Annotated in this window: 21 protein-coding genes; 12 read left to right on the top strand and 9 right to left on the bottom strand. The window is 70.7% G+C overall.

Annotated elements, in window-relative coordinates:
- Window positions 1–206: 206 nt before the first annotated feature.
- From EAO79_RS04605 to EAO79_RS04585, 5 genes are all read left to right on the top strand, one after another.
- Window positions 207–1,079, top strand: coding sequence for an ABC transporter substrate-binding protein (locus EAO79_RS04605; RefSeq protein ID WP_071261542.1), 873 nt, complete (start codon window positions 207–209; stop codon window positions 1,077–1,079).
- A gap of 69 nt (window positions 1,080–1,148) precedes the next feature.
- Window positions 1,149–1,937, top strand: a complete 789-nt coding sequence (locus EAO79_RS04600; RefSeq protein WP_079704476.1) for an amino acid ABC transporter permease — start codon at window positions 1,149–1,151, stop codon at window positions 1,935–1,937.
- A complete protein-coding gene (locus EAO79_RS04595; RefSeq protein WP_124767959.1) occupies window positions 1,934–2,704 on the top strand; it encodes an amino acid ABC transporter ATP-binding protein in 771 nt (256 codons plus the stop codon). Before EAO79_RS04600 ends, EAO79_RS04595 begins: the two co-directional genes overlap by 4 nt.
- Entirely contained in the window at window positions 2,704–3,789 is a 1,086-nt protein-coding gene (locus tag EAO79_RS04590; RefSeq protein WP_124767958.1) for a Gfo/Idh/MocA family oxidoreductase, read from the top strand. Before EAO79_RS04595 ends, EAO79_RS04590 begins: the two co-directional genes overlap by 1 nt.
- On the top strand, window positions 3,786–4,922 hold the full coding sequence (locus EAO79_RS04585; RefSeq protein WP_124767957.1) for an FAD-binding oxidoreductase: 1,137 nt from the start codon (window positions 3,786–3,788) through the stop codon (window positions 4,920–4,922). Before EAO79_RS04590 ends, EAO79_RS04585 begins: the two co-directional genes overlap by 4 nt.
- Window positions 4,923–5,171: 249 nt before the next feature.
- On the opposite strand, the gene argG is transcribed toward EAO79_RS04585, so the two are convergent.
- Both argG and EAO79_RS04575 read right to left on the bottom strand, forming a co-directional pair.
- On the bottom strand, window positions 5,172–6,611 hold the full coding sequence (gene argG, locus EAO79_RS04580; RefSeq protein WP_079704472.1) for an argininosuccinate synthase: 1,440 nt from the start codon (window positions 6,609–6,611) through the stop codon (window positions 5,172–5,174).
- A gap of 293 nt (window positions 6,612–6,904) precedes the next feature.
- The gene (locus EAO79_RS04575) at window positions 6,905–8,884 is read right to left on the bottom strand and encodes a M13 family metallopeptidase (RefSeq protein WP_124767956.1); all 1,980 of its coding nucleotides are present in this window, start codon (window positions 8,882–8,884) and stop codon (window positions 6,905–6,907) included.
- A gap of 150 nt (window positions 8,885–9,034) precedes the next feature.
- On the opposite strand from EAO79_RS04575, the gene EAO79_RS04570 reads away from it, so the two are divergent.
- The 7 genes from EAO79_RS04570 to EAO79_RS04540 all read left to right on the top strand — a co-directional run bounded on the left by EAO79_RS04570 (window position 9,035) and on the right by EAO79_RS04540 (window position 17,942).
- Window positions 9,035–11,935 carry a VTT domain-containing protein gene (locus EAO79_RS04570; RefSeq protein WP_124767955.1) on the top strand — a complete coding sequence of 967 codons (2,901 nt, stop codon included), beginning with the start codon at window positions 9,035–9,037 and terminating at the stop codon, window positions 11,933–11,935.
- A gap of 65 nt (window positions 11,936–12,000) precedes the next feature.
- Window positions 12,001–13,341 (top strand): MATE family efflux transporter, encoded by a 1,341-nt coding sequence (locus EAO79_RS04565; RefSeq protein ID WP_256386826.1) that lies wholly within the window; start codon window positions 12,001–12,003, stop codon window positions 13,339–13,341.
- A gap of 98 nt (window positions 13,342–13,439) precedes the next feature.
- Window positions 13,440–14,015, top strand: a complete 576-nt coding sequence (locus tag EAO79_RS04560; protein WP_124767954.1) for a hypothetical protein — start codon at window positions 13,440–13,442, stop codon at window positions 14,013–14,015.
- A 183-nt stretch (window positions 14,016–14,198) separates the two neighbouring features.
- Window positions 14,199–15,122, top strand: coding sequence for an ABC transporter ATP-binding protein (locus tag EAO79_RS04555; RefSeq protein WP_124767953.1), 924 nt, complete (start codon window positions 14,199–14,201; stop codon window positions 15,120–15,122).
- The gene (locus EAO79_RS04550) at window positions 15,119–15,979 is read left to right on the top strand and encodes an ABC transporter permease (RefSeq protein ID WP_124767952.1); all 861 of its coding nucleotides are present in this window, start codon (window positions 15,119–15,121) and stop codon (window positions 15,977–15,979) included. Before EAO79_RS04555 ends, EAO79_RS04550 begins: the two co-directional genes overlap by 4 nt.
- Before the next feature lie 86 nt (window positions 15,980–16,065).
- Entirely contained in the window at window positions 16,066–17,316 is a 1,251-nt protein-coding gene (locus EAO79_RS04545) for a sensor histidine kinase (RefSeq protein WP_124767951.1), read from the top strand.
- Window positions 17,313–17,942, top strand: coding sequence for a response regulator transcription factor (locus EAO79_RS04540; protein WP_079704466.1), 630 nt, complete (start codon window positions 17,313–17,315; stop codon window positions 17,940–17,942). The genes EAO79_RS04545 and EAO79_RS04540 overlap by 4 nt, the downstream gene beginning before the upstream one ends.
- A gap of 26 nt (window positions 17,943–17,968) precedes the next feature.
- Here EAO79_RS04540 and EAO79_RS04535 read toward each other — a convergent pair whose 3' ends face one another.
- The 7 genes from EAO79_RS04535 to EAO79_RS04505 all read right to left on the bottom strand — a co-directional run bounded on the left by EAO79_RS04535 (window position 17,969) and on the right by EAO79_RS04505 (window position 25,796).
- Window positions 17,969–19,273, bottom strand: a complete 1,305-nt coding sequence (locus EAO79_RS04535; protein ID WP_124767950.1) for a glycoside hydrolase family 125 protein — start codon at window positions 19,271–19,273, stop codon at window positions 17,969–17,971.
- Window positions 19,274–19,374: 101 nt separating this feature from the next.
- Complete coding sequence (locus tag EAO79_RS04530) at window positions 19,375–19,776, bottom strand: YbjQ family protein (protein ID WP_124767949.1); 402 nt, start codon at window positions 19,774–19,776, stop codon at window positions 19,375–19,377.
- The gene (locus tag EAO79_RS04525) at window positions 19,773–21,059 is read right to left on the bottom strand and encodes an amidohydrolase (RefSeq protein WP_079704463.1); all 1,287 of its coding nucleotides are present in this window, start codon (window positions 21,057–21,059) and stop codon (window positions 19,773–19,775) included. The genes EAO79_RS04530 and EAO79_RS04525 overlap by 4 nt, the downstream gene beginning before the upstream one ends.
- Before the next feature lie 75 nt (window positions 21,060–21,134).
- Window positions 21,135–21,464: a hypothetical protein gene (locus tag EAO79_RS04520; RefSeq protein ID WP_124767948.1), complete on the bottom strand. Its 330-nt coding sequence runs from the start codon at window positions 21,462–21,464 to the stop codon at window positions 21,135–21,137.
- Entirely contained in the window at window positions 21,461–22,000 is a 540-nt protein-coding gene (locus tag EAO79_RS04515) for a hypothetical protein (protein ID WP_079704461.1), read from the bottom strand. Before EAO79_RS04515 ends, EAO79_RS04520 begins: the two co-directional genes overlap by 4 nt.
- Before the next feature lie 197 nt (window positions 22,001–22,197).
- The gene (locus EAO79_RS04510; protein WP_124767947.1) at window positions 22,198–24,732 is read right to left on the bottom strand and encodes a hypothetical protein; all 2,535 of its coding nucleotides are present in this window, start codon (window positions 24,730–24,732) and stop codon (window positions 22,198–22,200) included.
- A complete protein-coding gene (locus EAO79_RS04505) occupies window positions 24,732–25,796 on the bottom strand; it encodes a LacI family DNA-binding transcriptional regulator (RefSeq protein ID WP_241160985.1) in 1,065 nt (354 codons plus the stop codon). Before EAO79_RS04505 ends, EAO79_RS04510 begins: the two co-directional genes overlap by 1 nt.
- Between the last annotated feature and the right edge of the window lie 39 nt (window positions 25,797–25,835).

Here is a 25,835-nt window from a genome sequence, read left to right as displayed (position 1 = left end):
GCCCTCCGATGGGGTCTGCTGCGTCGTTGACGTTGTCCGAGAACCAGGGTACTGTCCTGGACAACCTGTTGAGACCGGTCTCAACCTACGACATTGAGACCGGTCTCACCAGCAGAACGACAGCAATGGAGCTGGCGGCGTCCACAAGACACGAGCCGACGGTTCCCTCCACGCACCACGAACTCCTCCCCACGATTGGACTCGCCGTGACGAATCGCTTCACCCTCCGCAGGACGGCCCTCCTCGCCGTCGCTGCGGCGACCGCCCTCATCCTCTCCGCGTGCTCCGGTGGTGCCGGAACCGCGAGCAGCACCGAGGACAACCCGTACGGACTCATCACCCCCGGACAGATCCGCGTCGCCAGCCTCGGCGACTCGAAGCCATACACCTTCACCGACGCCGACGGGACGTTCACCGGCTTCGACGTCGAACTCTTCACCGACGTCGCGAAGCGGATCGGGATCGACGACGTCGTGTTCACTGGTCAGGACTTCTCCGGTCTGCTCTCCGCCGTCGCGAACGGTCAGTTCGACGTCGGCGTCGCGGCCATCGGCATCACCAAGGAGCGCGAGCAGACGGTCGACTTCTCCGACGGCTACCTCGCCGGGTACCTCACGGTCATGGCGGCGAAGGACTCCGGCATCACCGACGCGGACAGCCTCGCCGGCAAGCGCCTCGGCGTCGTCCAGGGCACCCTCCAAGAGGCCTACGCGGTCAAGCACTTCACCGACACCGAACTCGTGCGCTTCCCCGACAACAACTCGGCCATCTCGGCCGTCAACAGCGGCAGCATCGACGCCCACTTCCTCGACTACGAGGCGGCGAAGGAGTACGCGGCACAGTACGGGCTCGTGAACGCCATCGACATCCCGTCCTTCGACGCACCGGCCGGGTTCGCGATCGCGAAGGACAAGCCCGAATTCAAGAAGGCCCTCGACAAGGCCCTCGCCGAGGCGATGGAGGACGGCACCTGGAAGAAGCTCTACCAGAAGTGGTTCCCGGGCTCTCCGATGCCCGAGCAGTACCTCCCGAAGGCGGAGCAGACCTCCAGCCCCAGCCCGACCTCGTCGACCGAGTAGTCCCCGTCTCGTGGTGCGGGCCGAGGACCGGCCCGCACCACACCATCCCACCCCTCAGGAGCAGACAGCATGGACTGGCTCGACAGCATCATCAAGACCTTCTTCGACTTCGACGCGATGTGGCAGGTGTTCCCGCAGCTGCTCGGCGTGGGACTCGTCAACACCCTCGTCATCTCGATCGCCGCCACGGTGATCGGGGTCATCCTCGGCATGATCATCGCCATCATGGGCATCTCGCCCTCACGCTGGCTCCGAGTACCCGCGCGGATCTACACCGACGTGTTCCGCGGCCTGCCGGCGATCCTCACCATCCTCCTCATCGGCCAAGGCTTCGCCCGCTTCAGCCAGCAGCTGTTCGGCCCCTCGCCCTATCCGCTGGGCATCCTCGCGCTCAGCCTCATCGCCTCCGCCTACATCGGCGAGATCTTCCGCGCCGGCATCCAGAGCGTCGACCGCGGCCAGCTCGAGGCCTGCCGGGCGCTCGGCATGAGCTACGGCAAGGCGATGCGACTCGTCGTGGTGCCGCAGGGCATCCGCCGGGTCCTCCCTGCGCTCGTGAACCAGTTCATCGCCATCGTGAAGGACTCGAGCCTCGTCTACTTCCTCGGGCTCCTCGTCAGTGAGCGCGAGCTGTTCCGGGTCGGTCAGGACGCCGCCGTCCTCACCGGCAACCTCTCCCCGCTCGTCATGGCGGGGCTGTTCTACCTCGTCATCACCGTGCCCCTCACCCACCTCGTCAACTTCTTCGACAACCGCTTCCGCACCGGTCGCCGCAAGGCCACCCCACCGAAGAGCGGCCTCGACGAGCTCGACGAGGTGCAGCCACCCCTGCCAGCCACCACCGGGAGCAACACATGACCTACACCTCTCCCCTGCCCGTCACCGACGGACACTTCTACCGCGGCTCGAGCCTCGAACTCCGCGACGTCTCGATGGCGTACGGCGACATCGAGGTCATCCGCGAGGTGAGCATCGACGTCGAGCCCGGCACGACGACCTGCATCATCGGGCCGTCCGGCTCGGGCAAGTCGACACTGCTCCGCGGGGTGAACCGCCTGCACGAGCCCACCTCCGGCGACGTCCTCCTCGCCGGTGAGAGCGCCCTGAAGATGAAGCCGGAACGGCTCCGGACGCGGGTCGGCCTCGTCTTCCAGCACTTCAACCTGTTCCCCGACCACACCGCGCTCGAGAACGTGGCCCTCGCACTCCGCAACGTGAAGGGCATGTCGAAGAGCGAGTCACTCCGAGTCGCAGCAGCGCGCCTCGACGACGTCGGACTCGGCGAACGATCGGACCACCGGCCGCGCGACCTCTCGGGCGGCCAGCAGCAGCGCGTCGCGATCGCCCGCGCACTCGCGATGGAACCCGAGGTCATGCTGTTCGACGAGGCCACGAGCGCCCTCGACCCCGAACTCGTGAAGGGCGTCCTCAACCTCATGGCCGGTCTCGCGCAGCGCGGCATGACGATGCTCGTCGTGACCCACGAGATGGGCTTCGCCCGCAAGGTCGCCGACCAGGTCGTGTTCATGGACGAGGGCCGCGTGGTCGAGGCGGGGACCCCGACGCAGCTGTTCGACGCCCCGCAGAGCCCCCGCCTGCAGCGCTTCCTCTCCGAGGTCCTCTGATGGCGGCGCGCGTCTCCGGCACGATCAGGACGGGCGTCATCGGCTTCGGCACCTCCGGCGCGGTGTTCCACGCGCCGTTCCTCGCCGCGGATCCCGACTACTCGCTCGACCTCGTCGTGACCTCCGACCCGGATCGACGGGCCGAGGCGCTCGGGCGGTACCCGGGCGTCAAGGTCGTGTCGACCGCCGAGGAGCTCTTCGCCCGAGCCGACGAGCTCGACCTCGTGGTCATCGGCTCGCCGTCCGGCACGCACGCCGCGCTCGCGACAGCCTCCCTGGACGCCGGCCTGCACGTCGCGGTCGACAAGCCGTTCGCCGTCACCGCGGCCGAGGGCCGCGCGGTCGTCGATCGTGCTGCAGCCGCCGACCGCCTCGTCACGGTCTTCCAGAACCGCCGCTGGGACGGCGACTTCCTGACCGTGCGGCGGCTGCTCGACGAGGGCATGCTCGGGCACGTCCATCGCTTCGAGTCACGCTTCGAGTGGTGGAAGCCCGATCCGCCCGCATCGTGGAAGACGGCCGCGACCGCCGCGGAGGGCGGCGGCATCCTCTACGACCTCGGCACGCACGTGATCGATCAGGCCATCCAACTGTTCGGCGAGGTCGAGGACGTCCAGGCTGAACTCGGTGTCGTCCGGCCCGGAGCGGTCGCGGACGACGACGCCTTCGTGGCGCTCCGTCACCGTTCGGGGGTCCGGTCGCACCTCTGGATGGGGTCGCTCGTCGCCCAGGCCGGCCCACGGTTCCGCGTCCTCGGATCCTCCGGTGCCTACACCTCGTGGGGACTCGACGGCCAGGAGCCCGCGCTGAAGGCCGGTGCTGATCCGCGTGACGACGGATTCGGTCGGCGTGACCCGTCCGGTTGGGGCGCGATCGGGGTCGACGGTGCAACAGAGCCCGTCCCCATGGCCGACGGCGACTACGCCGCCTTCACCCGCCTCCTCGCGACCGCCCTCCACGACGGCGGTCGTCCACCGGTCGATCCGGCCGACGCGATCGCCGTCCTCGAGATCATCGAGGCCGTCCACGCGGCCGCAGCATCTCACCAGCGCAGCACTCCAGAACAGAAAGAGCAGACAGCATGAGCAGCACCACCCAGACCAGCCGACGCGTCGTCGTGATCGGCGGCGGCATCCTCGGAACGTCCAGCGCCGTCGCCCTCGCCCGCCGAGGTGCCGACGTGACCCTCGTGACCGACCGCTCCCTCGCCAGCGGCGCCTCGGGACGATCGCTCGCCTGGCTGAACTCCGCGGCCCAGCGGTCGAGCGAGTACCACGCGCTCCGTGTCCTCGGGATCGACCGCTGGCGGACCTTCGCCGCGCAGATCCCGAGCGCGGAGTTCCTCCGCTTCGACGGCGGACTGATGTGGGCACCGGAGGGCGAGTCCTACGCACAGACCTTCGCCTACGAGCGCGGCATCGGCTACGACGCCCGGTGGCTGGCTCCGGAGGAGGTCGCCTCGGTCACGCCGGGTGTCGATCCGGCCGCCGTGGCTGCGGAGGGCGCGATCTTCAATCCGGGCGAGGGCTGGGTCGAGCTGCCGTCCGTGATCGAGGTGCTGTCCCGCGAGTTCGTCGCCCGCGGCGGACGGATCGTGACGGACGCCGGCGCCGAGATCGCCTCGTCCGGCGGACGTGCCGTGGGTGCGGTGCTCGCGAACGGCGACCGCATCGAGGCCGACGCCGTCCTGTTGGCCACGGGTCCCGACGTCCCGGCCCAGCTCGCCGCACTCGGCATCAAGATCGGCGACCAGAGCCCGGCCGCATTCGTCGCGTTCACGAAGCCCGTCGCAGCCGAGCTCGTCGCCGTCCTCAACACGCCGAAGGTGGCCGTCCGTCGCACCAGGGAGGGCGGCTTCGCGCTGGACTCCGCGTGGTCGGAGGAGGAGATCGAGGTCCGCGACGACGGTTCGCTGCACATCTCGGACTCGACCGTGGAGCGGCTGATGGCCGAGGGATCGCGGGTGCTCGCCGGCAACCCGACCCTCGAACTCGACCACATCGGGGCCGGCTACAAGCCGATCCCCGGAGACGGCGAGCCGGTCTTCGGCGCGGTCCCGCAGCTGCCGGGGCTCTTCACGGCCTTCAGCCACAGCGGTGCGACACTCGGGCTCATCGCCGGTGAACTCCTCGCGGACGAGATCGTCGACGGCGAACCCTCGCCGCTGCTCGCGACCTTCCGGCCCGAGCGGTACGCGGAGTCACCCGTCCCCGCGTAGCCCTGGCCGGTTCACAACTCAGGACGGCCCCGGCGGGTCACATCGGCCACCCGGTGTGTCCGGCGGGACGCGCCGCACCGGTCCTGAGTTGTGAACCCCTGCCGTCCCCAACTCAGGAGTCGTCCGGCGCGTCGCAAGCGCTCCCGCTCGACGCACAGCAGGACTCCTGAGAACGGAACGGGAAGGACCACGACAGAACGCCCGCCGCACTCCTCGAGTGCGGCGGGCGTTCGGCGTTGCGGGGTGCGACTAGTCGGTGCCGGAGTCGAACGCGGCACCCTCGGAAGCGAGATCGGTCGCGCGCTCGAGGGCGTCGGCGGTCGGGTCGAGGAGTTCGCCGCCCAGGATCTCCTGCGCTTCACCCTGCTCGAGCTTGCCGACGAGGTCGGCGGTCGCGCCGCCGACGATGCCGGCCGCTGCGTACTGCTCGAGCCGCGAGCGCGAGTCCGCGATGTCGAGGTTGCGCATGGTGAGCTGACCGATGCGGTCGTCGGGACCGAACGCCGCATCGCCGACGCGCTCCATCGAGAGCTTGTCGGGGTGGTAGCTGAGGCCGGGGCCCGAGGTGTCGAGGATCGTGTAGTCGTCGCCGCGGCGCAGACGGATGGAGACCTCGCCGGAGACGGCGGAGCCGACCCAGCGCTGGATGGACTCGCGGAGCATGAGCGACTGCGGATCGAGCCAGCGGCCCTCGTACATGAGGCGGCCGAGTCGGCGGCCCTCGTTGTGGTAGTTGGCGACCGTGTCCTCGTTGTGGATCGCGTTGAGCAGACGCTCGTACGCGATGTGGAGGAGCGCCATGCCGGGGGCCTCGTAGATGCCGCGGCTCTTCGCCTCGATGATGCGGTTCTCGATCTGGTCGCTCATGCCGAGGCCGTGACGACCTCCGATGGCGTTGGCCTCGAGGACCAGCGCGACCGCGTCGGCGTACTCGACGCCGTTGAGCGCGACCGGGCGACCGGCCTCGAAGGTGACGGTGACGACCTCGGAGGCGATCGCGACGTCTTCACGCCAGAACGGCACGCCCATGATCGGCTCGACGAGTTCCATGCCGGAGCTGAGCTCCTCGAGGCGCTTGGCCTCGTGGGTGGCACCCCAGATGTTGGCGTCAGTGCTGTACGCCTTCTCGGTGGAGTCGCGGTACGGGAAGTCGCGGGCGACGAGCCACTCGCTCATCTCCTTGCGGCCACCGAGCTCGTTGACGAAGTCGACGTCGAGCCATGGCTTGTAGATGCGCAGGCGCGGGTTGGCGAGCAGACCGTAGCGGTAGAACCGCTCGATGTCGTTGCCCTTGTAGGTGGAGCCGTCGCCCCAGATGTCGACGCCGTCCTCCTTCATCGCGCGGACGAGCATGGTGCCCGTCACGGCGCGACCGAGTGGCGTCGTGTTGAAGTAGGTCTTGCCGGCGTTGCGGATGTGGAACGCGCCGCACTGGAGGGCGACGAGGCCCTCCTCGACGAGCGCCGACTTCGCGTCGACGAGGCGCGCGATCTCGGCGCCGTACTCCTTGGCGCGGTCGGGGACGGCACCGATGTTCGGCTCGTCCGCCTGGCCGATATCGGCGGTGTAGGTGCACGGAATGGCACCCTTCTCGCGCATCCAAGCGACGGCGACGGAGGTGTCGAGACCTCCGGAGAAGGCGATGCCGACGCGCTCGCCGACGGGGAGGCTGCTCAAGACTTTAGACACGCCTGCGATTCTACGGGTTCGCGGGGAGTGGAGCACGTCGCCGCCGGTACCGCCTCGCCCGGGCCGGGGGACGGCTGGGGCTGTGGCGATATCGACGGCGACGCTGCTGTGAACCAGACGGATCGGACCAGGTCCGCTCAGGCGCTGTTCGGGTCTCGCGCCATGAGCTTCACGAGTGCATCGGGATGACGATTCGTCGACTCCAGAGTGATTCTCGCAGCGTTTGTCGGTCTTCCGCATGTCCCACTACTGGGGTCATCGGTAGGGGGCGACAGGCTCCGCGAGACGCGGCGCTACCAGATGGTGACGCGCTCCTCGGGGGCGAGCCAGGCTGCGTCGGATTCGGTGACGCCGAACGCCTCGTAGAAGGCGTCGATGTTCCGGACGATCTGGTTGCAGCGGAACTCGTTCGGCGAGTGCGGGTCGATCGACAGCAGTCGGATGACCTCCGCGTCGCGTCCCTTCTGCTGCCAGGCCTGCGCCCAGGAGAGGAAGAACCGCTCCGCGCCGGTGAGGCCGTCGATGACCGGTGGCTCCGCGCCCTCGAGCGACAGCAGGTAGGCCTTCCAGGCGATGCCGAGCCCGCCGAGGTCGCCGATGTTCTCGCCGATCGTCAGTGCGCCGTTCACGTGGTGGTCGGGCACCTGGGCGGGAGCCAGCGCGTTGTACTGCTCGATGAGCGACGCGGTGCGCTCCTCGAACGCCGCGCGGTCGGCCTCGGTCCACCAGTCGGTGAGTCGGCCGTCGCCGTCGAACTTCGACCCCTGGTCGTCGAAGCCGTGCCCGATCTCGTGGCCGATGACCGCGCCGATCGCCCCGTAGTTCGCGGCGGCGTCGCGGCCGGCGTCGAAGAACGGGTACTGGAGGATGGCGGCGGGGAACACGATCTCGTTGAAGCCGGGGTTGTAGTAGGCGTTGATCGTCTGCGGCGTCATGAACCACTCGTCGCGGTCGAGCGGCTTGCCGATCTTGCCCAGTTCGCGCTCCATCTCGAACCGGCTGGCGCGACGGACGTTGCCGAGCAGGTCGTCGGCTTCGAGCTCCAACGCCGAGTAGTCGCGCCACTTCACGGGGAAACCGATCTTGGGCGTGAACTTGTCGAGCTTCTCCAACGCCCGCGTGCGGGTCTCGGGGCTCATCCACTCGAGGTTCTCGATGCTGTCGCGGTACGCCTCGACGAGGAACCCGACGAGGACGTCCATCTCGTCCTTCGACGTGGCGCCGAAGTGCCGGTCGACGTAGATGCGGCCGACGGCCTCGCCGAGCATGCCCTCGACGAGCGAGACGCCGCGCTTCCAGCGCTCGCGCTGCTGCGGCGTGCCGGTGAGGGTCTTGCCGTAGAAGTCGAAGTTGGCGCGACCGAACTCCTCGGAGAGGTACGGTGCGGCACCGTGGACGACCTTCCAGGCCAGCCAGTCCTTCCAGGACTCGAGCTGCTCGGCGACGAGGAGCTCCCCGAGGCCCTCGAGGAAGCTCGGCTCACGCACGACGATCTCCGCGAACACCGCGTCGGCGGCGCCGATCGCATCGCGCCAGACGGCGAGGTCCGGGCCGTCGAGGTCGGCGCCCGCGGCGAGCGCCGCAGCTTCGTCCCACGAGTAGAGGTTGTACGTCTTCTCGCTGTCGCGAGTGGCGACGTTGTCCCAGTGCTTGGACGCGATCGCCGTCTCGAGGGCGAACACGCGGTCGGCACGTGCGGCAGCGTCGTCGATGCCTGCGAGCTCGAACATCGTCTGGAGGTGTGCGCGGTAGGCCTCGCGGATCTCGGCGAAGGTGTCTTCACGGAAGTAGGACTCGTCGGGCAGCGTGATGCCGCCCTGTTCGGCGAAGACGAGGTAGCGCTCGGGGTTGCCCGGGTCGTTGTCGACGAAGAGCTGCAGGAAGCCGCCGACGCCCTCCGCCTCGAACTCGCCGGACAGGCGGAGGAAGGACTCGATGGAGTCGACCGCTGCGACGCGGGCGAGCTGGTCGGCGAGCGGGGTCGCTCCGAGGGCGTTGGCCCGGTCGACGTCCATGAAGCTGGCGTACAGGGCGCCGATCTTCACGCCCTCCTCGCCGTCGGGGTTCGTCTGCGACTCCTCGATGATGTCGCGGACGGCGTTCTCGGCGTCTTCCGCCAGCTGGTGGAACGATCCCCAGCGAGCTTTGTCGTCGGGGATCTCGGTGCGGTCCATCCACTTGCCGTTCACGTGGCGGAAGAGGTCGTCCTGCGGCCGCACGGCCGGGTCGAGTTCGGAGCGGTCGATGCCGGAGGCGAGCTGCGCGTCAGTCATGCGGATCAGCCTAGCGACGGCACCTGACCACGGCTCGGGTGTTCTCTCAGAGCGGGCGTGCCGCTCTGGACCGAGTCCTGTGGAGGAGCGTCGCGAGCGCTTCGGGGAACGAGGGACTACCGTTGACCCACCCGGCCGGAAGGAGCCCGCGTGGACTGGTTGGCCGACTTCCCGCCCGGCGTCCTGCTCCTCGTCGTCTTCCTGGTCGTCGCGGTCGAAAGCCTCGGCGTGCCGTTGCCGGGAGAGACCGTGCTCATCGGGGCGACCCTCCTCGCCGCGTCGAGCGGCCTGAACCCGGTGTTCGTCGCCGCCGCGGCCGCCGGTGGTGCGATCCTCGGCGACTCGATCGGGTACTGGATCGGCAAGCGGTACGGCCGGCGGCTCCTGTCGGTGCTGAACCGCAGATTCCCGAAGCACGTGGGGCCGAAGCGACTGGGCGCCGCGGTGCACCTCATGCGGCGGTGGGGGCCGTGGGCGGTGTTCGTCGGGCGGTTCATCGCCGTCCTCCGAATCTTCTCCGGACCGCTCGCGGGCATGTTCCGCATGACGTACCCGCACTTCCTCGTCGCCAACGCGGCGGGTGGCATCGCCTGGGCCTCGCTCGTGGTCACGGTCGTCACCGTACTGGGGAGTGCCGCGACCGAGTTCCTGCACCGCTTCTCCTGGGCGGCGCTCGCGTTGGCCGGTGCCGCGGCCGTCGTGATCGCGGTGGTCGTCGTGTTCCGGATCCGTCGTCGGGCCGCCCGGCCGGCCGCCGATCGCGCGCCCGTGTCGATGACCGAGGCGGAGCTCGACGAACTGCTGTCTCCATCCGGGTCGGTCCCGGCCACGACCGACGCCGACGCCCGAATGGACACGCCGACCACCCGGGCCGCCAGCTCGGCCCCCGTCCGCACCGATCTGCGCGCCGCGATCGCCGTCGTCCTGACGCCGCTGCGCTGGGCCCTGCGGACGACCCCCGCGACCACCGCCTTCGTCACCGTCTTCGTCGCCCTCGGCGTCGTGACCGGTGGCCTGTGGCGCCCGATCGACCAGGCCGCCTGGTACCCGGCGTTCGCGTACGGGGTGCCGAGCCTTGAAGCCGGGCGCTGGTGGACGGTCCTGACGGGCATGTTCATCACCGCCGACCCGCTCGCCTACCTCATCGCGATCGTCGGCGCGGCCGTGTTCGGCGGGTGGGTCGAGGTCCGATTCGGCACGCTGCGGGCGTCGGCGATCTTCGTGACCGGCCATCTCGTCGGTGTCCTCGGGGCCCTCGGCGCGGCTCTGGCGCTGGCCCGGCTCGACTGGCCGTGGGCGCAGTCCCTCGTGACGACGCTCGACGTCGGTCCGAGCTGCGGCATCCTCGCCTGCGTCGCGACCGCGACCGCGTTCATGCGTTCCCCCTACCGGCTGCGCTGGCGGCTGCTCCTGCTGTCGTGGGTGTCGATCGCGCTCCTCTACGTCGGGAAGATCGACGACCTCGAGCACTTCATCACGACCGTCGTCTTCGTGATCGTCGCCCGGCTGCTCCTCGGCGAGCACCGGTCGACCCCACGACCCACCATGCGCGACTGGCGGCTGTTCGCCGTCTCCGGGCTGCTCGTGATCGGTGCGGTGCAGCTGCTCGTCACCCTCGTGCCGCTCGACGGGCCGCTCGGTTCGACCACCCTGACGCAGGGCTCCATCCTGGACGTCGGGGTCGACACCATCGCGATCCTGGTGATCGCGAACTGGCTCCGCCGTGGTCATCGCTGGGCCTGGTGGGCGGCGATGGTGCTCACCGTCGGCAACCTCCTGGTCACGCTCGCCCTCATCGCCCTCGCCTGGCTGGCCCAGGTGCCGGTCGTGGCGTCGACCATCTGGATCTCCGCGAGCGTCCTGTGGGTGGGACAGACGGTGGTCCTCGTGCTGTCGCGCCACGCGTTCCGGGTCGCGGCGAACCAGACCAGGCGACGCCTGCCTGGAGCGATCGGTCCGGGTGCACGGCGAGCGCGCGCCAGGGCGGCGCAGCTGCTGCGCGAACACGGCGGCGGACCGCTGGCGGCCTCGGCACTCCGACCCGAGAACCGGGTGTTCGTCACGGCCGACGGTGGACACGCGGTCGCCTACCAGCAGCATGCCGGCGTCGCGCTTGCCCTCGGCGAGCCGATCGGCGACCCCGGCGGTGCAGTCGCCACGGTGTCGGCGTTCGCGACGGCGGCCGAGCAGGAGGGGCTCACACCGGCGGTCTTCGCCGCTCGCGACGCGCGCATCGTGCCCGAGGGGTGGCGGGTGTCGCCACTCGGCCGAGACCTCGTGCTCGACCTCAGCGGGGCGGATGCATCAGAACCCGTTGGTCCGGACGATGCGACGGGAGCCGCCGGCGCGGATCCGACGACCTCGATCCTGGTGCCCGCTCGCGAACTGCCGTGGGAGCTCCGCAGTCAGATCCGCGCGCTGTCGTCGGTGTGGGTGTCCGACCGGCACGTGCCCGAACTCGGTCTCACCGTGGGTTCGAGCATCGACGCCCCCGATGGCGACGACCGGGAGCCGACCGCCGCGGTCCGGGTCTCCGTCGTGACGGACGCCGCAGGCGCCGTACTCGCGGCGGTGTCCTGGTTGCCGATCCCCGGGGCCGGCGGCACCGCGCACGGGTGGGCGCTCGATGCGGTCCGTCGCGCACTGCCGAAGGACGACGCCGGAAGGACGGCGAGTGCGGGTACAGCGTCGGAGGAACACACCAGCCGAGCCGTCGAGCGGGCCCTGACCGACGCCTGCCGACGATTCGCGTCCGAAGGCTCAGCCATGGTCTCGTTCGCTGCTTCCGGGCTGGCACAGGACGGCACCGAGCCCGACGGCGTCGCCGTGCGCACGATGGCCGGCATCGCCCACCGGGTCGACCCGCTCGTCGGCTTCGCGGAGATCGCCGATGTCGCCGAGCGCCTGGGTGCCACCGCCGTGCCGCTGTTCCTCGCCTGCCGCGAGGACGCCGACCAACCGCGGGTCGCCTACGCCGCCGCGGCCGGCTTCCTCACGGGCATCCGTCTCCGCGACCTCCCTGGCCTGAGCGGGTCGCTGCTCGCGCGGTAGGACGTCGACTCGTCCCGCCTCGGACGGCGACGCGGCGTGTCACCAACCGCGGCTAGGCTCGGCGGGTGACCACGGGACAGGACGGGCGACGACTGCGACCCGTCGACCGCGACATCCTCCGGCTCGCGGTCCCGGCGCTCGGGGCGCTGATGGCGGAGCCGCTGTTCCTGCTCGCCGACTCCGCGATGATCGGCCACCTCGGCGTCGTGCCGCTCGCCGGCCTCGGGGTCGCGAGCGCGGTCCTGCAGACGGTCATCGGACTCATGGTGTTCCTCGCCTACGCGACGACGCCCGCGGTCGCCCGGCGTCTCGGACACGGCGACGAACGCGGCGCGGTATCGCTCGGGGTGGATGGGCTCTGGTTGTCGCTCGGGCTCGGAGTCGTGATCGGTGCGGCCGGATGGTTCCTCTCGCCCACGCTCGTCGGGCTGTTCGGCGCGACGGACGCCGTCGCCCAGCAGGCCGACACCTACCTCGGCATCTCGATGCTCGGCATCCCCGCCATGCTGCTCGTCTTCGGTGCGACCGGGCTCCTCCGCGGCCTGCAGGACACCACCACGCCCCTCGTGGTCGCCGGCGCCGGGTTCGCCGCGAACATCGGCCTCAACTTCCTCTTCATCTACGGCCTCGGACTCGGCATCGCGGGATCCGCCATCGGCACCGTCATCGCGCAGTGGGGCATGGTCGTGGCCTACCTCGTCGTCGTCCTGCGCCATGTGCGGCGGACGGGAGCGAGTCTCCGCCCGCACCGCGCCGGCCTCGGTGGTGCGGCCCGTTCCGGCGGATGGTTGTTCCTCCGCACCGTCAGCCTCCGCGCCGCGATGCTCATCGCCGTGTTCGTCGCGACCGACCTCGGCACCGACGAACTCGCCGGGTTCCAGCTCGTCATGACCCTCTTCGCCACCCTCGCCTTCGCGCTCGACGCCCTCGCGATCGCCGCGCAGGCGCTCGTCGGCAAGGGGCTCGGGGCCGGCGACGTCGCAGGTGTGCGTGCCGTCCTCGTCCGCTGCCTGCAGTGGGGCGTCGGCTCGGGGATCGTGCTCGGCCTGGTCATCGCGCTCGCGAGCCCGGTCATCGGCCTGCTCTTCACGAGCGACCCCGACCTCGCGGCGCTCATCGTGCCCGCGATCATCGTGCTCGCCGCCACCACCCCGCTCGGTGGCGTCGTCTTCGTCCTCGACGGCGTCCTCATCGGCGCCGGAGACGCGAAGTACCTCGCGATCACCGGGCTGCTCAACACACTCGTCTTCCTGCCGTTCGCGCTCGCGGTCCTCGCTTGGGCACCCGGCGGGCAGACCGGGCTCACCTGGTTGGCGCTCACCTTCTTCATCGGCTACCTCGGTGCGCGCGCGACCACACTCGGGCTTCGAGCCCGCACGACGGCGTGGATGCGCACCGGGGCCTGACCGACAACTGGGGAGTTGTCCCCATTGAGGCGGCCTCCTCGGTCCCCCATCCTGGACCTGAGCATCCGTCAACGCTCACGATTCCAGGGGGAACCACCATGTCACTTCGCTCCGCTCACCACCGTCTCCGCGTCTCCGCGGTGACCGCCGTCGCCGTCATCGGGCTCTTCGGGCTCGCCGCCTGCAGTAGCGGCGACGCGCCGGCCGACTCCGAACCCTCGACGAGCGCCACGACCGCGCCCGAGGCCACGGAGGACGCTGCCCAGGAGGAGCCGGCATCGGGCGCGACGAAGTGCACCGAAGAGCAGGTCAACACGCTCAGCGCAGCCAGCGGCGTCGCGGTCCCGGCGGCCGCTGTCGCCGCGGCGAAGGCCACCTTCGCTCCGGCCGCCGTCCTCGGCGACCTGCCGACCGTGTGCATCCTCAGCTACGAAGCGGGTGACGCCTCGGGGAGCTACGCCGTCCTCTCCGGCGGCGCCGCCTCCCTCACCGCAGCGGCCGCGAACGCGACGGCCGGTGGCGCGAGCGTGACCGAAGCCGCCGGCACGTTCACCGGATCGCTCGACGGGCTGACGATCATCGGGATCCCGTTCACCCAGCTCACCCAGGAGACCGCCGGGTTCGAGAACGTCGAGGACCTCGTCGTCGTCGTCTCCACCGCGGCGCTCGGCTGAGCCGCCCCAGCGTCACGCCAGCGCCCATCCACCCTCGTCGGGTGGGTGGGCGTTCGTGCGTGTCGACCCACCGAGCAGACGCGGCGGGGAATCAGGCCGCTCGCGCATCAACCGATCGGTGGATACGAGGATCAGCCCCTCCACCGCTACCGGTGCGCGCCGCAGCGGACGAGCATGGACACCATGAGCACACGACCGATCATCGAGGTCCGCGAGCTGCGCAAGCAGTACGGCGATTTCACCGCCGTCGACGGGGTCTCCTTCGACATCCACCCGGGTGAGACCTTCGCCCTCCTCGGCCCGAACGGCGCCGGGAAGAGCACCACGATCGAGATCCTCGAGGGCTACCGGCACCGGACGGGCGGCGAGGCGAGCGTCCTCGGTGTCGACCCGGCGAAGGGCGGTCTCGACTGGAAGGCCCGCCTCGGCATCGTCCTCCAGTCGAGTGCCGAGGCCGCCAACGTCACGGTCCGGGAGCAGCTCGCACAGTTCGCCCGGTACTACGCGGACCCGCGGGATGTGGACGAGGTCATCGAGGCGGTCGGGCTCACGAGCAAGGCGGGCACGCGCATCGGCAAGCTCTCGGGCGGCCAGCGTCGTCGGGTGGACGTCGCGCTCGGGGTGGTCGGCCGCCCAGCCCTCCTGTTCCTCGACGAGCCGACGACCGGGTTCGACCCCGAGGCGCGTCGGCAGTTCTGGGAGCTCATCCGCTCGCTCAAACGCGACGGAACGACGATCCTCCTCACCACCCACTACCTCGACGAAGCCGCCCAACTCGCCGACCGCGTCGCCGTCATCGCGGCGGGCCGACTCGTGGAGATCGGCGCGGTCGACGAGATCGGCGGTGCCGAGGCCCGGATCCCCGTGGTGCGCTGGCGCGACGAGCACGGCCTCCATGAGGAACGGACCGAGGTGCCGGCTGCACGGGTCGCCGATCTCACGGCGACACTGGGGGGAGAGCCGCGCGACCTGGAGGTCATCCGTCCGAGCCTCGAGGACATCTACCTCGGGCTCGTCCACGCGGCCGACGCCGCTGCGTCGTCGACCACCCCATCAGCAGCACCGTCACCGGCCACGAAGGTCACCACGACAGGAGTCGGCGCATGACCACCATCGACCGCACCACCAACACGCTCGTCCCGGCACTCCCCCGCGGACGCACCCTCCGGCTCGGAGCCAGCAGGATCGGCTACGAGACCCGCATCTACTTCCGCTCCGGCGACCAGGTGTTCTTCACCTTCCTCTTCCCCGTCGTGATGCTCGCGATCTTCTCGACCGCGTTCAGCGCGATGGGGAACGTCGGTGAGGCACCCGACGGCACCGGCGGGGTCAGCCAGGCCGCCTTCTACCTCCCCGGCATGATCGCCGCCGGCATCCTCCTCTCGGGCGTCCAGAACCTCGCGACCGACATCGCGACGGAGAAGAGCGACGGCACGCTCAAGCGCCTCGGCGGCAGCCCGCTCCCGGTGATCTCCTACTTCCTCGGGAAGATGGGGCAGGTCCTCGTCACCTCGGTACTCCAGATCGCGCTGCTGCTCCTCGTCTCGCGGTTCCTGTTCGACGTCACCCTGCCGACCGAGCCCGAGCGGTGGCTCACCTTCGCCTGGATCTACCTGCTCGGCATCGCGACGTCGGCCGTCCTCGGTATCGCCCTGTCGGCGCTCCCCCGCACCGGCAAGAGCGCGACGGCCGTCATCATCCCGATCGTGCTCGTGCTGCAGTTCATCTCCGGCGTCTACCTCTCGTTCACGATGCTCCCCGAGTGGCTGCAGAACGTCGCGAGTGTCTTCCCGCTCAAGTGGATCGCGCAGGGCATGCGCTCCGTCTTCCTGCCGGAGGGGTTCGCCTCGCAGGAGCCGTCCGGTGGCTGGGACCTCCCGATGGTCGCGCTCGTCCTCGGCGTCTGGGCGATCGTCGGCCTCGTCCTCACCCGCCTCACCTTCCGCTGGGTCCGCCGCTCCTAGCCCGCGAACTGTCAGTTCCGGCGGGTGTACGCCCCCGGAACTAGCAGGAAGTGACAGTTCGCGAGCAGGGATGGGAGGGTTGGGACATGGACGGACGACGGTGGTGGGATGTCGCGTTCGGCGCGGGGTGCGTGATCGTCGGTGCGCTCGTGAGCGTCAGCGCGGCAGGGGCACCGGAGCGGGCCGTCGGCGTCTGGATCGTGCTGGCGGCGCTCTGCCTCGTCTACTACACGGCCGGGCGCCGCACCCTCGAGCGTCCGCAGGGCGGGCTTTGGTTCGCGATCACCCTCATCGCCCTCACCGCAGTCGGGACGGCATTCTCCCCGAACGTCCTGACCCTCCAGTGCCTCGTGTTCCCGCTGCTGTGGGTGCTGACGCCGAACACCCGGAACGCGATCATCCTCAACATCGCGAGCGCCGCGGCCCTCGCCGTCGGCTTCATCGTCGGACAAGGCGCCGCCCCGGAGGCGATCCTGCAGGGGCTCGCGATCCAGAGCGTCTCGCTCGTCTTCGCGTTGTCCCTCGGGCTCTGGATCACCCGGATCGCCGAGCTCGGCGACGAGAAGGCACGACTCCTCGTGAGTCTGCAGACCGCTCAGGCGGAATCGGAACGGGCGAGCCGAGAGGCCGGGGCGGCCGCCGAACGCGAACGCATGGCTCGCGACATCCACGACACCATCGCGCAGAGCCTCACGAGTGTGGTGCTGCTCGCGCAACGCGCCCGCTCTGAGGTCGGTGAGACCGTCGCGGGCACGCCGGACGCCTCCCCGCTGGACGGTCGACTGATCGCCGCCCTCGACAGCATCGACCTCATCGAGAGCACGGCACGCGACGCCCTCCGCGAGGCGAGATCCCTCGTGGCCACGCTGGCCGCGATGCCGGCCGCCGACACCACCCTCGGTGACAGCCTGCGGCGCCTGGGCGAGCGGTTCAGCCGTGAGACGGGCGTGGTCGTCGAGGTCGACGCCCCGTCAGAACGGTTCGAGCGAGCACCCGAGGTCGTGCTGCTCCGGAGTGCCCAGGAGGGTCTCGCGAACATCCGGAAGCACGCCGCCGCCGACCGCGTCGAGCTGGTACTCACCGTCGACGACGGCTGGGCCGAACTGCGGATCTCCGACGACGGGGTCGGCATCGCGGACCCGGACGGCGCGCTGCTCGGGACCAGTCCGGGCGCAGGCTTCGGGCTGCACGGCATGCACGACCGGGTGACGCTGCTCGGCGGAACGGTGGAACTCACGAGCGCCGCCGGAACGGGGACGACGGTGCTGGTGCGAGTGCCGGTGACGATCGAAGCGGGCCCTTCGACAGGCTCAGGGACCACGGAGGAGGGACGATGACACGGATCAGGATCGTGGTCGCGGACGACCACCCCATCGTGCGATCGGGCATCGTCGCGCTGCTCGGGCGCGCGGACGACCTCGAGGTCGTCGCCGAGGTGGCGGATGGCGCTGCGGCGGTCGCGGCTGCAGAGGAGCACCGGCCGGACCTCGTGCTCATGGACCTGCGCATGCCGGTCCTCGGCGGTGCGGAGGCGACGGCGCGCATCGTGCAGCGCGTGCCAGGCGTCCGGGTGCTCGTGCTGACGACCTACGAGACCGACGACGACATCCTCGGCGCGATCGAGGCCGGAGCCGGCGGCTACCTGTTGAAGGCGGCGCCCGAGCAGGAGATCCTGGCCGGCATCCGTTCGGTGGTCGCCGGTCAGACGGTGCTCGCGCCCACCATCGCGGCGACGCTCGTCGGCCGCATGCAGGGTGGGACCCCAGCCCGCCCGCAGCTCAGCGCTCGCGAGCTCGAGGTCCTGGCGCTCGTCGCCGCCGGCAACAGCAACCGGGCGATCGCGGCGGCACTCTTCATCTCGGAGTCGACGGTGAAGACGCACCTGCTGCACGTCTTCGAGAAGCTCGAGGTGGCCGACCGGACCAGGGCCGTCACCCGTGCACAGGAGCTGCGGCTGCTCTGAGCCGGCGCACGAGGCTGCGGGTCCGTTCAGTCACCTCGGGGCACAGGACGCCGCACGTGCGTGCGCAGACCCACCACGTCGAGGACGAACTCGCAGAACATCGCGTTCGCCCAGGAGAACCAGCGGCGGGTGAAGGTGTCGGGGTCGTCCTTGTGGAACGACTCGTGCATGACCCCGGTGCCTGCGTCGGTCCGCAGCAGCGTGTCGAGCAGGCGGGCGCGATCCTGCTCGTCCTGCGAGGTGAGGCCCTCGATGGACAGGGCGATCGGCCAGATGTGGTCGTCGGGCGTGTGTGGGCTCCCGATCCCACGGGCGGCGGACCCGACGAAGTAGCTCGGGTCGTCCTCGCTGAGCAGGAACCGTCGGGTGGCGAGGTACCGGGCGTCGTCGGGCGCGCACCAGCCGAGGAACGGCAGCGAGAGCAGACTCGGCACGTTTGCGTCGTCGATCAGGAGCGCGTTGCCGAACCCGTCGACCTCGTAGGCGTAGACGTCGCCGCACTGATCGGTCGTCACGACACCGTGGGCGTCGATCGCGGTCTCGAGCTCGCGTCGGAGCGCACCGGCCTCCGCGGCGAGTGCCGCGTCGTCGAGCACATCGACAGCGATCGATTCGACCCCGGCGAGCGTCACCGCAGCGAAGAGGTTGCCCGGAACGTTGTAGCCGTACCGCCCTGCGTCGTCGCTCGGCCGGAACCCCGACCACGAGAGCCCGGTCCACGCCGTCTCCGGCCCGAGTCCGTCGCGGACGAGGGTGTCGGAGAGCGGGGCGTCGAACCGCTGGAACCGGTACGGTGAGCGCTCCTCGTGGTGCTGTTCGACCCGCCAGACCTCCATCGCCGCGACGACGGCGGAGCGGTACCGCGCATCCAGGTGGTCGCGGCGCCCCGTCGCCAGCCAGATGTCGTGTGCGAGCTGGAGCGGGTAGCAGAGCGAGTCGATCTCGTACTTGCGTTCCCACACCCAGGGCGACGCATCGGTGCGGTCGTCGCGGTGGCCGTGCCCGTTCGGCTCGGCGTTGAACGCGTTCGCGTAGGGGTCGAGTGCGATCGCATCCAGCTGCCGGCGGTTGACGGCGACGAGCAGCTCGGCCAGCTCGGGGTGGTCGGCTGCGAAGTGGAGATAGGGAGCGAGTTGGGCGCTCGAGTCGCGCAACCACATCGCGGGGATGTCGCCGGTGAGCATGAACACGGTGCCGTCCGGCATGGGCGTCATCGTGCTGTGCAGGGTGTCGGCGAAGCAGCGCTCGAACATCTCGGCCACCCGTTCGTCACTGCGCTCCCGCACAGCCGTGGTCACCTCGGTGATGAGTTCGTCGATCCAAGCGGTCATGGGTCTCCTCCGTCTGCGTCGGCGCGGTGATCGGGCGGGTCAGGTCGAGTCAGGTCAGCGCAGGTCGGAACGAGGGGCGTGCCCCTCGTTCCGCTCCACCGTCAGACGTCGCCGCGTGGTTTCGGGGCGTCCGGCTGCTTCGCCGCGTAGGCGGACTGGCCGGTCGCTCCAGGCTCGCCTGCGGGGATCGGGACGAGGTACGCCGCGGTGCCGTAGGCGGTCAGCTGCGTCCACGCACCGCCGATGTCGGTGGTCTCGAGACGCATCGCGAGGACCGCGTTCGCGCCGCGCTGTTCCGCGTCGGCCACCAGGCGTCGCATGACCTCCTGGCGGGACTCGAACAGCAGCTGGGTCATCCCCGGGACCTCGCCGCCGCCGAGCGCCGAGAAGCCGATCGACATCGAGGAGCCCCAGTCGCGAGCTCGCACGGTGAGCCCGACGACCTCGCCGAGGACGGCGTCGATGCGGTGTCCGGCGACGGTGTCCGTCGTCACGACGATCATGCGGTGGCCGCCGTTCCGGCCAGACGCGACAGTGCCGCGAGCGAGAGCGCTGCGATGCCGGTGTCGAGGGTGGGGTGGATGAGCGGAGCGAACTTCGAGGAGTGGTTGCCGGGAAGGTCTTGTTCCATGCGCCCCGAGGCGTAGGCCGCCGCGAAGGCCTGTGGGTCGGCACCCCCGAGGATCCAGTAGACGATGGGAGCGTCGGCGGCCGTCGCGAGCATGCCGACGTCCTCACTCCCCGTGACGAGACCGGGGTCGACGACGCGGTTGGCACCGAACGCGTCGGCGAACACCGCCGTCACCGCGCCGGTCGCCGCGGGATCGTTCACGAGCACCGGGAAGGCCTCGGTGTGTTCGATCACCGGTTCCCGCTCGGCGCCCGATGCTGCGGCCTCGGCCCGGATGATGCGCTCCATGGAGCCGACGACGCGGTCGCGCACGTGCGGTTCGTAGCTGCGGATGTTGACGCCGATCTGCGCGGTGTCGGGGATGATGTTGTTCTTGGTGCCGGCGTGCATCGTGCCGACGGTGAGCACCGCGGTGTCGGTTCCGGCGACCTCGCGGGACACGATGCTCTGGAGGCGGACGACCGCCGACGCCGCCATCACGATCGGGTCGATCGTCGACTGCGGGCGGGATCCGTGCCCGCCGCGGCCGTGGAAGGTGACGCGGTAGGCGTCGGTCGCGGCGAACGACGGACCGGCGTGCGTGCCGACGACACCGGCCGGCAGCGGACCGACGTGCTGGCCGAACACGATGTCGGGCTTCGGGACGCGTGCGTAGAGGTCGTCGTCGACCATCGCCTGCGCACCGCCGCCGGCCTCTTCAGCCGGCTGGAACAGGACGACGAGTGTCCCGGACCAGGTGTCGCGCCGTGCGGCGAGCAGTTCGGCGGCTCCCAGCAGACAGGTGACGTGGACGTCGTGGCCGCAGGCGTGCATGACCGGGACGTCGTTGCCCTCCGGATCGACCCCGCGCGCGACGCTCGCGTAGTCGAGGCCTGTCTCCTCCAGGACGGGCAGGCCGTCCATGTCGGCCCGCAGGAGGACCGTCGGTCCTTCGCCGTTCTCCAGGACACCGACGACACCGGTGCCGCCGATCCCCGTCGCGACCCCGTACCCGAGGCCGGTGATGCGATCCGCGACCAGGGCGGCCGTCCGGTGCTCCGCGAAGGAGAGCTCCGGATTGGCGTGCAGATCCTGGTACACCGGTGCGAGCGACACGGCGAGCGACGCCGCCTCCTGCTGGACGAGTGCTGCGGTGGCGATGGGCTGGTCGGTCATGGGTCTCCTTCGAGCGTCTCCTCCACCCTACGGGGCATGCCGTCCGTACCGTCGGCCGGGCGCCGGCTCGGGCGATCAGCCGCGATCGCCGGCGCGTCGCTTCCGGACACCGACGACCGCGAACACGACGGCGACGGCCAGCGCGATCGCGGCGACGCCGAACGGCCCGATCGTGCCGAGCAGCGCACCGAAACCGGCTCGCCGTCCGGTGCTCCGTCCGGCGACCTCGTCCCAGATCGGGGTGAAGCAGAGCACGGCGACGAGCACGCCGATCCCCGCACCGACGAACCACCCGAACGGTGAACTCCCCCACTCCTCGACGGACCATTGCGGTGGGGTCTCCGGTTCGCTCGGCTGAACCGGTTCCTGCTCCGGCTGCTGGCCAGGCTGCTGCCCGCCGCTCATCGCTTCCAGACCGTTCCGCCAGCGCCCATGTCGGAACCGCCGACGGAGACGCCGGTCACCTCGAGGCCATCGGTCGAGGACAGCGGCACACAGACCGTGATCGTCTCGCCGCCGACGAGGTCCTCCGCAGCCGTCGTCGGATCGTCCGGTGTCCCGGTGCACTCCGTGAGACCGATGAACGACGTCTCGAGGAAGCTCCCATCCGACAGCTCGGCGAAGACGTTGTTCCAGGGCAACGCGAGCACCTCGGCGGTGGCGTCCCCCTCGTACGCGAACTCGATGGAGGCGAAGTAGACGTCGTCGTCACCACCCATCTGCGCGGTCACCTCGGCGGGTGCCTTGTCGAGCGAGGCGACCGTGACGGCGAAGTCCTGATCGTCGTTCCCCGCGATCTTGGCGGGCAGGGTCACGGTGGCCGTCTCGCCGACCGAGACGGAACCGCTGGAGCAGCCGGCGAGGGCCGCGGCGAAGACGAGCGCAGCGCCTCCTCCGGCCAGGCGCGGGAGCCGGCTCATCGATCGTGTGCGGTGCGTCATGTGGTTCGTCCTTCTCGTGGCCCGGACCGAGCGACACGCGTCGCCCGGTCCGGTCGTCTGGGGGTGGCGGCATGCTCCACGGCGTGCCCGAACCGATGGTGCCGGAGCGCCGCGGCTCCGAGCCAGCCACCCGAACGAGCCCGAACGACTCGCGCGGGTCGACGAACGGAGGTCACGCACGCCTGGTGGCGGTGGAGTCAGGCCCGGGCGAGGTCCGCGCGCATCGTCTGGACGGCCGTGGCTCGCCAGTGGCCGACTGCGCTGAGGAGGTCGGCGGCGGCGGCGAACGCGGCGTCGGCCGCCGCTCGGTCGCCGCGGATCGCCGCCGCCCTCCCGATCGTCTCGAACGCCCTCGCCTGCTCGACCCGGTCACCGAGCAGTTCGGCGAGCTCAAGCGAGCCTCGCGCCCAGCGTTCGGCGGTCCCGGCGTCGTCGGCGTCGGCGGCGATCTCGCCGAGGGTGCTGCAGGCGTCGGAGCGGAGGAGTGGGTAGCCGACGCGCTCGGCCGAGGCCAGGGCGGTGTCCGCCAGACGCGCAGCCTCGACGAGGTCCCCGCGTCGACGGGCGACCTGGGCGAGCTGGATGGCGATCTCGGCGTCCTCGTCGAACGTCGTCGGACCGCCGCCGTCCGCCCCTGCCGCGAGCAGGGCCTCCTCCGCCTCGGCCACACGGTCGAGATCCAGCAGGATCATGGCGCGTTGGGTGAAGAGGTATCCGCGGTTGACGCCGGGACCGCCGCGCTCGAGTAGGGTCGCGCAGCGCCGGAGCGCCTCGTCGAACCGCCCCTGCGCCTGGAGCAGGAGCACACGGTTCGACTCGACGATCGTCCGATTGACGTCATCCCCGGCTCGAGCGCTCACCGCCTCGGCGAGATCGAACAACCGCTCCGACCGGCGATACCGGCTCGTGATGCGCGCCAGATTGCCGAGGTTGCCGAGCGCGCGCCCCCGCGTGATCGGATTGCCGGCTGCGGCCGCGATCCGAGCGGCGCGGAGATACGACTGCTCGGCCTCCGCCATCCGTCCCAGTTGGCGTTCCACATTGGCGATCACGTTCATCGTGCGACCCGGCTGCTCCTCGGTGAGGAGGCGGCTCGCCCGATGCAGGTGGTCGAGGGCGTCGTCGTACCGACCGAGCTTCTCGAAGGCGCGGGCGAGGAGCTCCGCGGTCGTGCCTCGTCGTTCCCGCGGCACGAACGGCGCGGCGAGTTGGAGGAGTTCGGCCGCATGGCTCCAATAGCCGGCATCACCCACCGGCTCCACCACGTGGAAGACGACCGCGGCGAGCGCGGCACCCGCCCGCTGGTCGACTGCGAGCGCTGCGGCGGCCACCAGCCCGTCGGCGAGCGACGCGTCGAAGCGGACGGAGCCGACCAACTCGCGGAACCGTTCCAACACCCGCTCGGCCAGCACCACGAGGACCGACGGGCGCTCCTGCTCGACCGCGAGCCGGTGGGCCGCGGTGTGGACGAGCGGGTGCAGTTCGACGGTCCGCTCCGAGACGGTGGCCAGGTGCATGTCCGCCAGGCGACGGAGCAGGCGCACCGAGGTCAGCGCATCCGCACCGGCGTCGTCCAGCAGTGTCCCGACGACGTCCAGCCGTACGGGGCCGCGGAGCAGGCCGAGTCGCCGGAACAGGGTCGCGGCGTCCGGTCCGATGGCGGCGACCGAGGGTTCCAGGAGCGGCACCGCGTGGTCGCGCCGCGGGCGGTCGCCGAAGCGCTCGGCCACATCGGCGAGCGACCAGTCCGGGTGGTCTTCGATGAAGCGCAGCACGAGGTCGAGGTCGAGGCGGATCCCGCTGATCGCGTTCGCGAGCCGGCGGACCGCCGCGTCGTCGGTCGAGGAGGACGTCGGACGCTGCGAGGCGGTCGCGGCCGAGAGCCGCCGGACCGTCTCCTCGGTCTCGAGCGGCAGGACGGTCCGGCGGTCCACCGCGAGTCCCTCCGCGGCCGCCAGCGCCTCGAGGCCGTCGAGCCGGGCTCGCGAGGTCACGATCAGATGGAGACCGAACCCGGCGGGACCCCGGGCGTGATCGGCGATCAGGAGTGGAGCGAGCTGCGCTGCGGAGAACGCATCCTCGAGCAGGACGATGATCCGGCGGTCGTGTGCCGCCGTTCTGAGCGTCTCGCGCAGCGATGCGGCGTCGAGCCGACGATCGGACCGACCGCCGACGGCGCGCACCAGTTCGCGCAGGACCTCGTCCGCTTCCGCCGGACGCTGCCCGTCTTCGAATCCGTGCAGCCGGACGCGGAGCACCACCGCACCGGGGGTACGGCGGCGTTCGACCTCGGCGAGCCGCCTCGCGAACTCGGCCTTGCCGACCCCGGGGAGCCCGGTGAGGACGACGACGGGTGCGGCAGCGGGTTCCACACCGGTGGACGTCGATCCCTCGGCTGCCGGTAGGACGGAGGCGGACACCGGCGCTCCGAGCGTCGCACCGTTGAGGCGCGCAGCAGTGGTGCGCCACTCGGCGGCCGCTGACGCTGAAGCTCCGAGGGCGAGGACGAGGTCGTGGATGAGTTCGGCGTCGACCCGATGCCGGTCGGTGCGGAAGCAGTCGTAGACCGTCACCTTGCCGGGGGCGTCGCGGGAACCTCGTCCGAGCCGGAGGGCACCGACCCGCCGGGCCAGCTCGGCGAACGACGGCGCACCGGCCTCCGCGCGCAACTCCGTGAGCGCCTCGGCCAGCTCCCCGAGGTCGGCGATGGACGGGAGGGTGGTCGGTCGCATCACCGGGCCCGGTGCGCCCGTGCCGTCGTCGCTCCAGGGTGGAAGCGGACGCTGAACTGCTCGCACTCCGGATCCCGGCCGTCGAGCATGGCGACGATCGCGCGGCCGGCGGCCGACCCCTTCTCGCGGGAGGGCTGCCACACCGTCGTGAGGTCGTAGTCGAGCCCCTCGACGCGGATGCCATCGAACCCGACCACGCTGAGCTCCGCGGGGACGGAGATGCCGAGTTCCTCGGCTGCGCGGATGACGCCGGCGGCCAGGAGGTCGCTCTGTGCAGCGATCGCCGTCGGCCGTTCACCCGCCGGAACGTCGAGGATGGCGTGTCCGGCGACCCGCCCCTCCTCGAGCGATGACCCCGTGGTGACGAACCCCTGCGCGTCGGGGAAGACGTCGCGGAGGCCCTGCAGGCGTTCGATCGCCGGGACCGTCGTGGCGGATCGCTCCCACTCGGGCGTGAGCGGGCCGCGGCGTTCGGTCGAGTCGAGGTTGAGGGTGACGACGGCGACACGCTCGTGGCCGAGGTCGGCGAGGTGTCGCGCCTCCTCACGCACGCCGCCGCGGTTGTCGACGGCGATGTCGGGGACGCCGAGGGCTGCGAGTCCCTCGATCGAGACGATCGGCATCCCCCGTCGGCTGAGGATCGCGACCGAGCTGTCGAGGTTCGGGCTGCAGCCGATGAGGACGACGCCGTCCATCGGTGCGTTGCTCAACTGCAGCGTGCCCTCCTGCGCGTCGTTCAGGAGCAGCAGACCGGCACCGACCGCGCCGAGTTCGTCGGCGAGTCCGTCGAGGGTCTGGATCATCACCGGGTCGCGGAAGGAGTGCCCGATCCGGCCGGCGACGACGGCTCCGACGATGCCGCTGCGTCCCTGGCGGAGGGAACGGGCCCGGGGGTCGGGGCCGGCGTAGTCGAGGTCGGCCGCAGCCTGCAGCACCCGCTGCTTGGTCGCTTCGGAGACGGGTCCGGCGCCGCTGAACGCGAGCGAGGCGGTCGACGGCGACACCCCCGCGCGCTCGGCGACATCGGCGAGCGTCGGTCGCGAGGGGCGTGATTCTTGGTCCACGATCTGCTAGCTTAGTCGACGGAATCGAATCGATTCGAT

The sequence above is a fragment of the Plantibacter sp. PA-3-X8 genome (assembly GCF_003856975.1).
GTDB classification, from domain to species: Bacteria; Actinomycetota; Actinomycetes; order Actinomycetales; family Microbacteriaceae; genus Plantibacter; species Plantibacter auratus.
Note: the sequence above shows the minus strand (reverse complement) of the source record. Positions and strands in the feature narration are given on the sequence as shown.